Source organism: Desulfatibacillum aliphaticivorans DSM 15576, from assembly GCF_000429905.1.
In the GTDB taxonomy this organism is placed as follows: domain Bacteria; phylum Desulfobacterota; class Desulfobacteria; order Desulfobacterales; family Desulfatibacillaceae; genus Desulfatibacillum; species Desulfatibacillum aliphaticivorans.
Map to the genome: position 1 here is coordinate 108,420 of NZ_AUCT01000001.1, position 13,584 is coordinate 122,003.

General features: G+C 56.5%; 14 protein-coding genes. 7 read left to right on the top strand and 7 right to left on the bottom strand.

The annotated features are described in order from the left end of the window. Positions 1-44 precede the first annotated feature (44 nt). The 7 genes from G491_RS0100505 to phoU all read left to right on the top strand — a co-directional run bounded on the left by G491_RS0100505 (position 45) and on the right by phoU (position 7,137). On the top strand, positions 45-731 hold the full coding sequence (locus G491_RS0100505) for a response regulator transcription factor (RefSeq protein WP_028313188.1): 687 nt from the start codon (positions 45-47) through the stop codon (positions 729-731). 4 nt (positions 732-735) lie between these two features. Then, positions 736-2,505 (top strand): two-component system histidine kinase PnpS, encoded by a 1,770-nt coding sequence (gene pnpS, locus G491_RS0100510; RefSeq protein WP_028313189.1) that lies wholly within the window; start codon positions 736-738, stop codon positions 2,503-2,505. Between the two features lie 324 nt (positions 2,506-2,829). Beyond that, positions 2,830-3,648 carry a phosphate ABC transporter substrate-binding protein gene (locus tag G491_RS0100515; RefSeq protein ID WP_028313190.1) on the top strand — a complete coding sequence of 273 codons (819 nt, stop codon included), beginning with the start codon at positions 2,830-2,832 and terminating at the stop codon, positions 3,646-3,648. A gap of 145 nt (positions 3,649-3,793) precedes the next feature. Next, positions 3,794-4,690 (top strand): phosphate ABC transporter permease subunit PstC, encoded by an 897-nt coding sequence (gene pstC / locus G491_RS0100520; protein WP_028313191.1) that lies wholly within the window; start codon positions 3,794-3,796, stop codon positions 4,688-4,690. Between the two features lie 19 nt (positions 4,691-4,709). After that, positions 4,710-5,648 (top strand): phosphate ABC transporter permease PstA, encoded by a 939-nt coding sequence (pstA, locus tag G491_RS0100525; RefSeq protein WP_248635283.1) that lies wholly within the window; start codon positions 4,710-4,712, stop codon positions 5,646-5,648. A 23-nt stretch (positions 5,649-5,671) separates the two neighbouring features. Further along, the gene (gene pstB / locus G491_RS0100530; protein WP_226992338.1) at positions 5,672-6,421 is read left to right on the top strand and encodes a phosphate ABC transporter ATP-binding protein PstB; all 750 of its coding nucleotides are present in this window, start codon (positions 5,672-5,674) and stop codon (positions 6,419-6,421) included. A 20-nt stretch (positions 6,422-6,441) separates the two neighbouring features. Further along, positions 6,442-7,137 (top strand): phosphate signaling complex protein PhoU, encoded by a 696-nt coding sequence (phoU, locus tag G491_RS0100535; RefSeq protein WP_028313193.1) that lies wholly within the window; start codon positions 6,442-6,444, stop codon positions 7,135-7,137. Between the two features lie 300 nt (positions 7,138-7,437). Here the strand turns inward: phoU and aroB are convergent, their stop codons facing one another. The 7 genes from aroB to G491_RS0100570 are packed head-to-tail and all read right to left on the bottom strand — an operon-like array spanning position 7,438 to position 13,579. Then, a complete protein-coding gene (gene aroB / locus G491_RS0100540; RefSeq protein WP_248635285.1) occupies positions 7,438-8,475 on the bottom strand; it encodes a 3-dehydroquinate synthase in 1,038 nt (345 codons plus the stop codon). Positions 8,476-8,491: 16 nt separating this feature from the next. After that, entirely contained in the window at positions 8,492-9,289 is a 798-nt protein-coding gene (gene trpA / locus G491_RS0100545; protein WP_028313195.1) for a tryptophan synthase subunit alpha, read from the bottom strand. 2 nt (positions 9,290-9,291) lie between these two features. Further along, entirely contained in the window at positions 9,292-10,494 is a 1,203-nt protein-coding gene (trpB, locus tag G491_RS0100550) for a tryptophan synthase subunit beta (protein WP_028313196.1), read from the bottom strand. After that, a complete protein-coding gene (locus G491_RS0100555; protein ID WP_028313197.1) occupies positions 10,491-11,147 on the bottom strand; it encodes a phosphoribosylanthranilate isomerase in 657 nt (218 codons plus the stop codon). The genes trpB and G491_RS0100555 overlap by 4 nt, the downstream gene beginning before the upstream one ends. Next, positions 11,144-11,944 (bottom strand): indole-3-glycerol phosphate synthase TrpC, encoded by an 801-nt coding sequence (trpC, locus tag G491_RS0100560; RefSeq protein WP_028313198.1) that lies wholly within the window; start codon positions 11,942-11,944, stop codon positions 11,144-11,146. The genes G491_RS0100555 and trpC overlap by 4 nt, the downstream gene beginning before the upstream one ends. A gap of 10 nt (positions 11,945-11,954) precedes the next feature. After that, complete coding sequence (gene trpD, locus G491_RS0100565; protein WP_028313199.1) at positions 11,955-12,971, bottom strand: anthranilate phosphoribosyltransferase; 1,017 nt, start codon at positions 12,969-12,971, stop codon at positions 11,955-11,957. A 26-nt stretch (positions 12,972-12,997) separates the two neighbouring features. Next, entirely contained in the window at positions 12,998-13,579 is a 582-nt protein-coding gene (locus tag G491_RS0100570) for an anthranilate synthase component II (RefSeq protein WP_028313200.1), read from the bottom strand. Positions 13,580-13,584: the final 5 nt, after the last annotated feature.

Here is a 13,584-nt window from a genome sequence, read left to right on the forward strand (position 1 = left end):
ATAAATCAGAGGCTGTTTTCATAACCACTTTAAGGTGAGATGCTATGCCAAAAACAAGTATACTGATTGTAGACGACGAAGAAGACATTTTGGAACTCCTCAAGTTCAACCTGGAACGGGAAGGTTTCAAAATTTTCTGCGCTGATTCCGGCGAAAAGGCCTTGGAAGCCGTCAAAAACTTTTCCCCGGACCTGGTCCTCCTGGACCTCATGCTGCCGGGAATCGACGGCCTGGAAGTCGCCAGGGTTCTAAAATCCAAACCCAACACATCCACTATCCCTATCATCATGCTCACCGCCAAGGGAGATGAATCCGACGTGGTCAGGGGGTTGGAGCTTGGCGCCGACGACTATGTCACCAAACCTTTTTCCCCCAGAGTCATCATTGCAAGGGTCCGGGCCGTCATGCGCAGAAACGCCGCGGAGCCGGACGACGGGATACAGGCGCGGGAAGTGCATGGAATCAGCATCCATCCCGGACGCAGAGAAGTGGCGGTCAATGGAAAGCAAATCAAGCTGACCATGTCTGAATTCGACATCCTCCATTACCTGGCGCAGAGGCCCGGCTGGGTTTTCACCCGCTCCCAGATCGTTTCCGCCGTTCGCGGCGAAGGCTTCGCCGTCACCGACCGGTCCGTGGACGTGCAGATCGTCGGCTTGCGGAAAAAGCTGGGAGCCTCCGGAAAAGTCATCGAAACCGTGCGCGGTGTAGGCTACCGCCTGAAAGAATAACAACATGAAAAAAAAACGCCGGTTGTTCCTGCAATTATTTCCCTCGTATCTGATTGTCATCCTGATCTCCATTGTAGCCGTGGCCTGGTACGCTTCCAGCGCCATGAGCAAATTCTACCTGAGCAACATGGAGCAGGATTTGATGGCCAGAGCTCAGTTCGTCGAGCCCCAAATAGTCCAACTATTGGACCCGCCGAATCTTGCAGCCCTTGATAACCTGTGCAAAAGCGTGGGCAGGCGCACCCAAACCCGGATCACCGTCATACTGCCCACGGGCCGGGTGGTGGGCGACTCTGACGAAAATCCCAAGAACATGGACAATCATGTGGACCGCCCGGAAGTGATCGGGGCGTCCGCGGGCAAGATCACGTCCTCCATCCGATTCAGCCGCACCCTGGATGAAAAAATGATGTACATGGCCGTCCCCACCAAACAGGAACGCAATACAATCGCAATCATCCGAACGGCCGTCTCGGTCAGTTCCCTGGACGAAGCAGTCTCTGACATCCGGGGAAAAATCGCCGCAGGAGGGCTTATCATCGCATTTTTCGCCGCGATCATCGCCTTGCTCGCCGCCCGGCGCATTACCCGCCCCATCGAACAGATGAAAAAATGGTCCGAATCCATCTCCCGGGGCGATTTCAATTTCAGCCCGCCGGAGGCGAAATCCGAGGAAATCGAATCCCTTTCCAAGGCCATGAACCAAATGGCCAAAGACTTAAAAGGGCGCATTGACTTCATAACCCGGCAAAAAAACCAGATGGAAGCCGTCCTGGCCAGCATGGTGGAAGGGGTGGTCGCCCTGGACACCGAACAGCGCATTATCGGTATGAATCAGGCCGCAGGACGCATGCTTGCCTGCGATCCTAAAACCGCCGCCGGAAAAACCATCCAGGAAACGGTCCGCAACACCGATTTCCATGACTTTGTGCTCATGGCTTTCCAAAGCGAAAGCCCCATGGAAGAAGAGCTGGTGCTTTCCGGAAAGCATGAGCGGTATTTCAAGGTCAGGGGCATGACCCTGAGGGACGCCCAGGCCCAACGCATGGGCGCCCTGGTGGTTCTTAACGACATGACCCAGGTAACCAAGCTGGAAAACATGCGGCGGGATTTTGTGGCTAACGTGTCCCACGAGATCAAAACCCCCATTACGGCCATCAAGGGATTCGTGGAAACCCTCCTGGACGGCGCCCTGGACGACAAGGAAAATGCCAAGCGCTTCCTGGAAATCATTTCGCGCCATACGGACAGGCTTAAAGCCATCGTGGAGGATCTGCTGGAGCTTTCCCGCATAGAACAGGCGGGAGGCCGAGAACTCCCCCTGGAAAAAGCCAGCGTCAAGGAAGCCCTGGAAACCGCCGTGCAAGTCTGCGAGGCCCGGGCGATTTCCGAAAATATCACCGTGGAAATGGACTGCCCCGATGACCTGACCGCCGTCTTCGACCCCACCATGATCGAACAGGCCGTGGTCAACCTCCTGGATAACGCCGTCAAGTTCAGCGAGGAGCACGGCGTGGTCCGGGTGGGCGCCAAAGCCCAAGGAGGCGAAGTCCTTATCTGGGTGGAAGACGAAGGCCCCGGCATTTCGGAAGAACACCTCCCCCGCCTTTTTGAAAGGTTCTACCGGGTGGACAAGGCGCGCAGCCGCAACCTGGGAGGAACCGGCCTGGGCCTGGCCATTGTCAAACACATCATGGCGGCTCACAACGGCCATGTTTCCGTGAAAAGCGAAAAAGGACAAGGCGCCGCCTTTACCCTGCACCTCAACCCCTGATTACTCCTTGAGACATACCCGGCTTAGTTTGCTGAATTCAAAACCCCGGCCTCGCCGGGGTTTTTTAGTTTAGGCGGCGCCAATTTTTCATCCCCATTATTTTTCCCGCTAACAAAGGCCTGAACGCAACAGAAGAAAATGCAGTTCAAATAGCTGAAATTATACATAAATACTTATAATTTTAATTAATGCAATGCTAATACAACTCTAACAAATCTCTAACAAATGGGCCGTATATTTCGCTTGCTTTGGAACGGTGACACGCCAAAACTTTATTTGGCTTGTAAACTCATCCATCAAAATCACCCAAACGGAGGAACACAGATGAAAAGGTTTAAGCTGGTCGCAATTCTGGTCGCCGCGCTGCTGTGCGTTGCACCCATGTCTGCTTTCGCAGGCAAACTCGTAATTAAGGGCTCCACCACGGTGCTGCCCATCGCTCAGAAAGTGGGCGAAGCTTTCATGAAACAAAACCCGGATGTTGAGCTGTCCATCTCCGGCGGCGGTTCCGGCAACGGCATCAAGGCCATCATCGACGGCACCACCGACATTGCAGACGCTTCCCGCTTCATCAAGGACAAAGAAGTCAAGCTGGCCATCGAAAAAGGCTCCTACCCCGTGCCTTTCCGCGTAGCCTACGACTGCATCATCCCCATCGTGCATCCCAGCAACACGGTGAAAGATCTCTCCCTGGACCAACTCAAGGGCATCTACAAGGGCGATATCAAGAACTGGAAGGAAGTGGGCGGACCTGACCTGAAAATCGTGGTCGTCTCCCGCGACACCTCCTCCGGCACCTATGAAGTGTGGGAAGGCAAAGTCATGAACAAAGAGCGCGTTGCTCCTTCCGCTCTGATCCAGGCTTCCAACGGCGCTGTGGCCCAGGCCGTGGCCGGCAACAAGTACGCCATCGGCTACATTGGACTCGGCTACCTGAACAGCGAAGTCAAGGCCGTCTCCGCCAACGGCGTTGTGGGCTCCAAGGAAACCACCCTGAACGGCGCCTTCCCCATCAGCCGCCCCCTGTTCATGTTCACCCAGGGTTGGCCTGAAGGCGACACCGTGAACTTCCTGAACTTCGTGCTGCATCCGGAAAAGGGCCAGAAGCTGGTCGAAGAAGCCGGTTACGTGCCCCTGTACTAAGAGCAAAGTTGTAGTGTAAGATACATAGTTAGACTTTTACTGAAAATCAGTCTGGCCCGCGCCACCCATTGCGTCGCTGCAGCCCCCCATTTCCGCACGAACTTTGGCGCGGGCCGGACTTGTTTAAAAAAAGGCTCGGATAAACATGGCATTTTTAAACAGCCGCACACGAGAAAAAATAATTAAGAACATATTTTTCGGCATCGCCCTGGCCTGCATTGTCACGCTGGGGCTGATTACGTTGTTCCTGTTCATGGAAGGCGTCCCGATATTTGATCTGGTGTCGGTCAAGGATTTTGTCTTCGGCATGTATTGGTATCCCACGTCCGATCCTCCGGATTTCGGAATTTTCCCCCTTATTGTAGGCTCCATTCTCGTCACCATCCTGTCGGCGACCATCTCCATCCCCCTGGGAGTCATGAGCGCCTTGTATCTTGCAGAAATCGCAAAGCCAAAAATGCGTGAAATAGTAAAACCCATTGTCGAGTTAATCGCCTCCCTGCCGTCGGTCGTCATCGGCTTTTTCGGCATGGTTATCGTGGCGCCTTTTTTACAGCATGTGTTCGACATCCCCACGGGGCTGAACATGTTCAACGCCGCTCTGATGCTGGCTTTTATGTCCATCCCAACCATTTGCAGCATCTCGGAGGACGCCATTTACAGCGTGCCTACCGCCCTGCGCGAGGCCTCCCTGGGTTTGGGCGCCACCAAGCTGGAAACCATTATCCGGGTTATTCTGCCCGCTTCCATTTCCGGCGTCAGCACGGCCGTGATTCTGGGCATGTCCCGCGCCATCGGCGAAACCATGGTGGTCTTGATGGTCGCCGGCGGCGCTGCAGCCTTGCCCCACTCATTATTCGATCCCGTCAGACCCATGCCCGCAAGCATTGCTGCCGAAATGGCCGAAGCTCCCTTTCGCGGAGATCATTACCACGCTCTGTTCGCGACCGGCGTGGTGCTTTTCATCTTTACATTCTTCTTCAACATTATAGCGGACATGATCGCCCACAAGTACAAGCAAACCGGCGACGCCACGTTGTAAGGAGGCCTCAGAAAAGGGAATGATGTTGAATCTACAAACAGAATCCATAAGCCTGAAGCAACAGGACGGCCAATTCGGAAAAAATGGCGCGCCTCAGGGAACGCCCAAAAGCCGGCGGCGGTTGTATCAGAGTATTGTCTTTAACCTGTTGAGGGCCGCTGCGCTTGTCAACGGCGCCGCTCTGGCCATCATCCTCTGGTTTATGCTTGCCAGGGGATGGCGCGCCATCAACTGGGAGTTCCTGACCACAGCCCCTTATGACTCCATGACAAAGGGCGGAATCCTGCCTTGCATCGTTGGAACGCTGTGCCTGGGTTTAGGCGCCATGGTTGTGGCGTTTCCCATTGGCGTGGCTTCCGCCATTTACCTGAACGAATACGCCCGCCCGGGCAAGATTCTCAGGATCATCCGTTTAGGCATCAACAACCTGGCCGGCGTGCCTTCCGTGGTCTTCGGACTCTTCGGCCTGGCCTTTTTCGTCATCTACCTGGAGATGGGAGTCAGCCTGCTGGCAGGCGCCCTGACTCTGGCGGCCATGTCCTTGCCGGTCATCATCGGCGCTTCGGAAGAAGCCCTGAAATCCGTGCCCGACACCTACCGGGAAGCCTCCCTGGGCCTGGGCGCCACCAAATGGCAGACCATATACCGGGTGGTGCTGCCCGCCGCCATGCCGGGCATCCTGACAGGAGGCATCCTGGGCCTCAGCCGCGCCGCAGGCGAGCTGGCGCCGGTCATGTTCACGGCCGCTGTGTACTTCGCGCCTAAACTGCCTTCGTCGCCTTTCAGCGAAGTCATGACCCTTCCGTACCACATTTACGTGCTGGCCACGGCGGGAACGGAAATCGAAGCCACCAGGCCCCTGCAATACGGCTCCGCCCTGGTGCTGATCGTGCTTGTTCTTGGAATGAACCTTGCCGCCATCATTTACAGGGCGAGGCTTAGAAATCGTCTTTCGTGAGAGAATAGAAAATGACCGAACCCATGAAAGTTTCATCAAAAAACCTGGACTTCTTTTACGGACCCTCCCAGGCGCTTTACGATGTGAACCTGGACTTTGAGCAAAACAAGGTAACGGCCCTCATCGGACCCTCGGGATGCGGAAAAAGCACCTTTCTGCGCTGCATCAACAGAATGAACGACCTCATCCCCATCGCCCGCGTGCAAGGGGACCTTCGCATCGACGACGTGGACATTTACAGCCCGGAAGTGGACGTGGTGGACTTGAGAAGCCGGGTGGGCATGGTTTTTCAGAAGCCCAACCCCTTCCCCAAGACCATTTTCGAAAACGTGGCTTACGGCCTGCGCGTCAAAGGGGTGAGAAACAAGGCGTACATCGCTTCCCAGGTGGAAAAAAGCCTGGAATCCGCAGCCTTGTTCGACGAGGTCAAGGATAGGCTGCACGACTCCGCCCTGGGACTTTCCGGCGGCCAGCAGCAACGCTTGTGCATCGCACGCGCCCTGGCCGTGGAGCCGGAAGTCCTGCTCATGGACGAGCCCGCTTCCGCCCTGGATCCTGTGGCCACCCAAAAGATCGAAGAACTGATCTTGCAGCTTAAAACCACCTATACTATCATCATCGTAACCCATAACATGCAGCAGGCGGCGCGCGTCTCCGACGTCACGGCCTTTTTCTTCATGGGCAAGCTCATTGAGGCCGACGCGACTGAAACCCTGTTCACCAAGCCCCGCAAGCAGCAGACTTCAGACTACATTACCGGCCGTTTCGGCTGATTCTTAAGGAGATTCCCTACATGGGCAGACCTATTCATACAGAATTGGACAACATCAAAAAGCTCATTTTAAGCCTGGGGGCCATGGTGGAGGAACGGGTTCGCCAGGCTACCAAAGCCTTGACCAGCCGGGATCTGGACCTGGCCAAAAAGGTGATCAAGTCGGACTATGAAATCGACGAGGCCGAGGTGGAGGTGGAGGAGGAATGCCTCAAAATCATCGCTCTTCATCAACCGGTGGCCGTGGATTTGCGTTTTCTGGCCTGCGTACTCAAAATCAATAACGATCTGGAACGCATCGGAGATCAGGCCGTCAACATCGCCCAGCGCGTAATCACCATCATGAAGGCTCCCCCCATGGACCTCGGCTTTGAATTCGGCCCCATGTCCCAAAAAACCCAGGCCATGCTGAAAAACAGCCTGGACGCCCTGGTGGCATTCGACGTGGACCTGGCCTATCAGGTGTGCCTGGACGACGATGAGGTGGACGACGCCAAACGCCAGATATACGACATCATCAAGAAAGCCTTGCAGGAACATCCGGAAAACGCAGGCGTGTTGATCAACATTCTCCTGGCTTCCCGGCATTTGGAGAGGATCGCCGACCATTCCACCAATATTGCGGAAGAGGTGATCTACCTGATTGAAGGGGAAATCCACCGCCATAAGATTTACGAAAGAAGGCAAGAAAAAGTGGCTGAGGAGCAGGTGGATTAGCCAGGTTTTCAATGATTTCTACAAAGCAGAATTCCATTCCCTCGTTATAACAAAAGCGCCGTCCCAGCCTAAAACCGGGCGGCGTTTTTGTTTATCATGCATGTCAACACTCTGAATTTATGTGGATTGCCAAGGTTTCCCAACCAAAGCCGCTCCATGCCGAGCCGTAGGTTGGGTTACGAAGTCCAGCTGTGGCGCTTCAAGCAGGCAATGACGCTGCTGGACTTCAAACCCAACAAAAATCATCCTATTCGCTCCCCTGAAGCCTACTACATAAAACTAGCCCCAAGGCGCTAATTGTCACCCCAAATTCGTCTCAAGATCCCGGATGGAAATCGTTTCCACCACAGCCTCGCCCAGGGCCTTTAGCAACACAAACTGGATGGCGTCGCCCAGCTTTTTCTTGTCTTTGGCCAGGGCGTCCAGGGCCTTGGCGGGATCCACCTCAATGCGCAGGGGAAGGCCCAGGTCTTTCAGCAGTTTTTTAATGCGTTCGCTGTCCGATTCCTTGAGCAGCCCCCGATCCATGGACAAGTTGCAGGCCATAACCATGCCCGCGCTTACGGCCTTGCCGTGGGAGACGCCCGCGGTTTTTTCCAGGGCGTGGCCGAAGGTGTGGCCGAAATTCAATATTTTCCGAATGCCGGTCTCCTTTTCGTCCTGATTGACCACGTCCGCCTTGATGGCGATGGAGTCGTAAATCAGGTGAGCCATGAACTCCGAATCCAAAGATAGCGCCTTGGCCTTGTTGTCCTCCAAAAAGGTGAAGTGAGACTCGTCCCGGATGGCGCCGTGCTTGACGATTTCCGCAAATCCGTTCGTCAATTCGTCCTGGGGCAGGCTTTTTAAAACCTTGGGATCGCACAGTACAAAGGAGGGCTGATTGAACACGCCCACCATGTTTTTGTATCCTTTGTAATTAACCCCGTTCTTGCCGCCTACGCTGGCGTCCACCTGAGCCAGGAGCGTAGTGGGGCAAAACCCGAAGTCCACCCCGCGCAAATACGTGGACGCGACAAAGCCCGTAACGTCGCACACAATGCCGCCGCCGATTCCCACGATAAAGCAGGACCGATCCAGGCCCAGGCCTACCAGTTCGCCCATAAGCCGGGCGACGGTGTCCAGGGTCTTATTCCCCTCGCCTTCTCCAATCTCCAGAACCGGGCAGGCGGGAAACAGATTTCCGTAAAGATCGTTGACCGTCTCGTCCGTAATGATGACGGTCTTCCCTTTGGGCAGGTGGAGGCCCAGGTTTTTCAGGGCCTCCCCAACCATGATGCGCGAGTTTCCGGTCTTGCCTGATATTTTCAGTTCTCTGACCATGTTGTCTTCTTCCATGAAATGAACGGCGCCCCTATCCCCTGGTCGCCGCCTTAAGCGATTCGGTGTATTCCTGAACCATGGTATGCAGGCCGCGATTTTCCAGGTTCTCCTCGATCAATCTTTCAAAGGCCGAACCCACCACCACACCGTCCGACACTGCGGCCACGGCCTTCACATGCTCCGGCGTGGAAATGCCGAAGCCCACGCAAACCGGCAGATCCGTCACCGCCTTCAAAGGCGCGATGACGTCAGCAACCTTGGAGCTGTCCAAACCCTGGCTGCCCGTAACGCCGGTCATGGAAACCAGATAGATGAACCCGGAGGCCTCGTCCGCAATCTGCTTCATGCGGTCCTGTCCCGTGGTGGGCGCTACCAGCCTTATGAAGTCAAAATCGTCTCCCTCCCATAAGGAAGTCAGCTCTGCGGACTCCTCCGGCGGCAGATCCACAATCAGCACGCCGTCCGCGCCCGCTGCCAGGGCGTCTTCGTAAAAACGCTTTCCGCCGTAGGAGAAAATGGGGTTGTAATATCCGAACAGGACAATGGGGATTTTCGTGAAACCCCGGACGATCTTCACCATTTCCAAAACCTTGGGCAGGCTCATGCCCGAGGATAAGGCCCTCTGGGAGGAGCGCTGGATCACCGGGCCGTCCGCCGTGGGATCGGAAAAGGGGATGCCAAGCTCCAGCACATCCATGCCGCCTTCGCACATGGCTTTGACGATCTCCACGGACTTGTCGAAATCCGGGTCCCCGGCCGTCACAAAGCCCACCAAAGCCTTTTCGTTCTTTGCCTTTAATGCTTCAAAGCTATTCTTGATGCAGCTCATGATTAAGCCCCTTTTCTTTCCATGTGTTTGAGTACGGTTTCCAGATCCTTGTCGCCCCTGCCCGAAAGATTGACCAAAATGACGTCGTCCTTTGACCGGCGTGCGGCCTCTTTCATGGCCCAGGCCATGGCGTGGGAGCTTTCCAGGGCGGGCAGAATGCCCTCAGCCCGGGACAGGGTGTGGAAGGCGTTCAGGGCTTCGTCGTCCTTGATGGAAACGTAGCGCGCCCTGCCCTCTTCCTTTAACAAGGCGTGCTCAGGGCCTACGCCGGGATAATCGAGTCCAGCGGAAACCGAGTGCGCTTCCTGAATCTGGCCGTCCTGGGTTTGCAGCACGTAAGACTTGGAGCCGTGCAGCACGCCTATCTCTCCCGCACCCAGGGAGGCTGAATGCTTTCCCGACTCAATGCCGATTCCGGCCGCTTCAACGCCCACCATTTCCACGTCTTTGTCTCCCACAAAGGGATAAAACAGGCCCATGGCGTTGCTGCCGCCGCCCACGCAGGCCACCAATGTGTCGGGCAGTCTGCCTTCGGCTTCCATGATCTGCCGCTTGGCTTCGTCGCCGATCACACGCTGGAAGTCCCGGACCATGGCAGGATACGGATGAGGCCCGGCCACGGAGCCGATCACGTAAAAGGTGTCTTCCACGGCGCCGACCCAATAGCGCATAGCCTCGTTCATGGCGTCCTTAAGGGTGCCGGTGCCGGAGGAAACCGGAACCACTTCCGCGCCTAAAAGCTCCATGCGTTTGACGTTGGGCGCCTGGCGGGAAATGTCCTCCACGCCCATGAACACCTTGCATTCCATGCCGAAATAAGCCGCCGCCGTGGCCGTGGCGACCCCGTGCTGGCCTGCGCCGGTTTCGGCGATCACCTTGGTTTTGCCCATGTGATGCGCCAAAAGCGCCTGCCCCATGGTGTTATTGATTTTATGGGCGCCGGTATGGGCCAGGTCTTCGCGCTTCAGGTAAATCTTGGCGCCGCCCATTTTTTCGGTCAGGCCCCGGGCGAAAAACAAAGGCGTGGGCCTGCCCACGTAATTGGTAAAAAGGGCTTGCAGATCGTCCTGGAACTCCTGGTTCTGTTGGGCCTTGGCGTAAGCCTCGGTAAGCTCCAGGATGGCGGGCATAAGGGTTTCGGCGATGTACCTGCCGCCGAACGCGCCAAAGTGGCCTCTTTCGTCGGGCGTATTCAGAATATTCATGAGAATACCTTTCTCGGTTGATAATCGATCCCGGTTTGGGTCGCGTTTTGTATAAATCGTTTTACCTTGTCCATGTCCTTGACGCCCGGCGAGGCTTCCACGCCGGAACTCACGTCCAATGCATCGGGCATGGCGTCCAATATAGCCTGGGAAACGTTTTCCGGATCCAGGCCGCCAGCCAGGGCCAGGGGCATACGCTCGCTGATTCCCCTGGCCGTGCGCCAAGCCCAGGCTTTGGCGTTTCCTCCGGGGAGCTTTTCCCCGGCGCATTCCACCAGGCAGGCCTGTGCGGAATATTCGGTCATGGCCTTAAAATCAGGCGATCTGTTGGCGAAAAACGCCTTGATAACCCCGATTCCAGCCTTTTCCAGCCGGTCCGCCAGTTCCTGAGACTCGTGCCCGTGCAACTGGGCCATGGTAATGCCGCATCGTTCCGCCTTGTTCATGATGAACTCGTAGGTATCGTTGACGAACACCCCGACTTTGGGCGCGCTTTGCGGCAAGGCCTGGCAGATTTCCAAGGCCAGGTCGTCAATCACGTACCGGGGGCTGGGGGGGTAAAACACCAGGCCGACGGCGTCGGCGCCCAATTCAAAACATTCCGCCGCACGATCCGGGTCGGTAAGTCCGCATATTTTTATTTGCACGTTCACGCCGCCCCCGTTAACTCTCGGATGGTCGCCGCCGGGTCGTCGCTGCGCACCAGGGTTTCGCCGATCAGGAAATTGAAGACGCCTGCGTCCATCACCCTTTGTATGTCAGCCCGATCCTTTATCCCGCTTTCGCACACGGCTACCTGATCCGCCGTCATGCGCTGGTGCAGCCGGATGGTGGTTTCTATGTCCGTCACAAAGGTCTTGAGGTCGCGGTTGTTCACGCCCACCAGCTTGGCGCCCGCCGCTCCGGCCTGATCCAGTTCCTCCTCGGAATGGACCTCCGTCAAAGCGTCCAGGCCCAATTCTTCGCATAAAGCCAAGGCCTGCTGCATGAATTCCACGGTCAAGGTTCTGGTGATCAGCAGGATGGCGTCCGCGCCCATGACCGCAGCCTCGTAAATCTGGTACAAGGACACAATAAAGTCCTTGCGGATGACGGGCAAAGAGCACGCAGCCCGAGCCGCCTTGAGGTCATCGGTCGATCCCTGGAAGAACTTGTTGTCCGTCAGGACTGACATAGCTGCAGCGCCGCCTTTTTCATACGCTGCGGCCTGAACCGCCGGATCCAGCCCCTCCCGGATAATTCCCTTGGAGGGCGAAGCTCTTTTGACTTCCGCAATGATGTTGGCGCCAAAAGGCCCGGGCTGGGACAGGCTTTGCATGAAATACCGCCTTTGCCGGTCGGCCTTGGCCATTTCCGCCAAGTTCTCTTCCGAAACCTTGGCCCGGCAGGCCTCCACCTCCCGCTTTTTATGCTCCAGGATGACCTTCAGGATATCTGGTTTGTTACCCATGATCTGACTCCTAACCGTTTTCCTGGGTGAACTTCACCAGCGCTTCCAGCTTGTCCAGAGCCGCGCCCGACTGAATGGCCTCCCTGGCCTTGCCCATGCCGTCCTTGAAGTCTTCCGCCACGCCCGCCGCAACCAAAGCCGCGCCCGCGTTCACAACCACCACGTCCTGCCTGGGTCCGGGCGCTCCTTCCAGGATGGATTTGGTAATGCCTGCGTTTTCCTGGGCGTCGCCGCCGGCCAGTTCGGAAATGTCGCAGGCTTCTATGTTCAATTGCTCGGGCAGGATGTCAAAGGTGCGCACCATGCCTTCGGCCAACTCGGAAACCCGGGTGGGGGCGCAGATGGAAATTTCGTCCAGGCCGTCGTGGCCGTGCACCACATAAGCCTTGCGTGCGCCCAAAAGTTTGAGGGCTTCGGCGAACATTTCGGTCAGCTTGGGATCGTAAACGCCTAAAAGCTGGCAATTGGCGCCGGCCGGGTTGGTCAAAGGGCCGAGCATATTAAATATGGAGCGGATGCCCACAGCCTGACGGGCGGGCATGGCAAAGCGCATGGCGCTGTGATACATGGGCGCAAACAAAAACCCGATGCCGATTTCCTCGATGCCCTGCTCCACCACTTCGGGATGGGTGTCCAGCTTCACGCCCAGAGCTTCCAGAACGTCCGCGCTGCCGCACTTGCTGGAGACCGACCGGTTGCCGTGCTTGGCCACGGTTACGCCGCACCCGGCCACGACAAAGGCGCTGGTGGTGGAGATGTTGAATGTGCTGGCGCCGTCGCCGCCGGTTCCGCAGGTGTCCACCACCGTGTTGGAGGAAACCTGAATGCGCGTGGCCTTCCTGCGCATGGACCGGGCCGCGCCGGCCAGTTCGGTGAAGGTCTCCCCTTTGGTCGCCAAAGCCGCCATAAAGGCTGCAATGGCGGGAACTTCCACTTCCCCGCTCATGATGGCGTCCATCATGGCGGTGGTTTCGTCTTCCGCAAGATCCTGCCCGCTGACTATTTTCTTCAACAATTCCGTGAACATGTACTCCCTCCTCCTATATATTCAATTTAGTTTGAAATCTCACCGGTTTTGACCAAAAAATTCCTGAGCATCTTCTTGCCCATGGGCGTCATGATGGACTCGGGATGGAATTGAATGCCTTCCAGGTCGAATTCCTTATGCCGCACGCCCATGATTTCCTCGTCGTCGGAACGGGCCGTGATTTCCAGGCAATCAGGAAGGGTGTCCTCCATAATCGCCAGGGAATGATACCGCATGGCTGCAAAGGCCGATTTAATGCCCTCAAACACGCCCTTGCCGTCGGCCGTCACCTGGGAGGTCTTGCCGTGCATGAGCCGTTTGGCCGACCCGATGGTCGCGCCGAATGCGTGCCCGATGGACTGATGCCCCAGGCAGACGCCCAACAGGGGGATTTTGCCCGCACAGGCTTTGATGAGATCCAGGGAAACCCCGGCGCTCTCCGGCCTGCCCGGCCCTGGGGAGATGACCACGCCCTTGGGGTTCTTTTCCATCAGCCCGACCACCTCCGCGGCGTCGTTGCGGTATACTTCCACCTCGGCCCCCATCATTCTCAAATATTGGACCAGGTTGTATGTAAAGGAATCATAGTTATCTATCATGATTATCATGGTTG

What these genes read in the sequence shown, in the direction of transcription:
- trpA (WP_028313195.1), bottom strand. Translation starts at nt 9,289, where the DNA reads ATGAGCTGCATCAAGAATAGCTTTGAAGCATTAAAGGCAAAGAACGAA.
- trpC (WP_028313198.1), bottom strand. Translation starts at nt 11,944, where the DNA reads ATGGGTAACAAACCAGATATCCTGAAGGTCATCCTGGAGCATAAAAAG.
- pnpS (WP_028313189.1), top strand. Translation starts at nt 736, where the DNA reads ATGAAAAAAAAACGCCGGTTGTTCCTGCAATTATTTCCCTCGTATCTG.
- G491_RS0100515 (WP_028313190.1), top strand. Translation starts at nt 2,830, where the DNA reads ATGAAAAGGTTTAAGCTGGTCGCAATTCTGGTCGCCGCGCTGCTGTGC.
- G491_RS0100505 (WP_028313188.1), top strand. Translation starts at nt 45, where the DNA reads ATGCCAAAAACAAGTATACTGATTGTAGACGACGAAGAAGACATTTTG.
- G491_RS0100570 (WP_028313200.1), bottom strand. Translation starts at nt 13,579, where the DNA reads ATGATAATCATGATAGATAACTATGATTCCTTTACATACAACCTGGTC.
- phoU (WP_028313193.1), top strand. Translation starts at nt 6,442, where the DNA reads ATGGGCAGACCTATTCATACAGAATTGGACAACATCAAAAAGCTCATT.
- trpB (WP_028313196.1), bottom strand. Translation starts at nt 10,494, where the DNA reads ATGAATATTCTGAATACGCCCGACGAAAGAGGCCACTTTGGCGCGTTC.
- aroB (WP_248635285.1), bottom strand. Translation starts at nt 8,475, where the DNA reads ATGGAAGAAGACAACATGGTCAGAGAACTGAAAATATCAGGCAAGACC.
- pstC (WP_028313191.1), top strand. Translation starts at nt 3,794, where the DNA reads ATGGCATTTTTAAACAGCCGCACACGAGAAAAAATAATTAAGAACATA.
- pstB (WP_226992338.1), top strand. Translation starts at nt 5,672, where the DNA reads ATGAAAGTTTCATCAAAAAACCTGGACTTCTTTTACGGACCCTCCCAG.
- trpD (WP_028313199.1), bottom strand. Translation starts at nt 12,971, where the DNA reads ATGTTCACGGAATTGTTGAAGAAAATAGTCAGCGGGCAGGATCTTGCG.
- pstA (WP_248635283.1), top strand. Translation starts at nt 4,710, where the DNA reads ATGATGTTGAATCTACAAACAGAATCCATAAGCCTGAAGCAACAGGAC.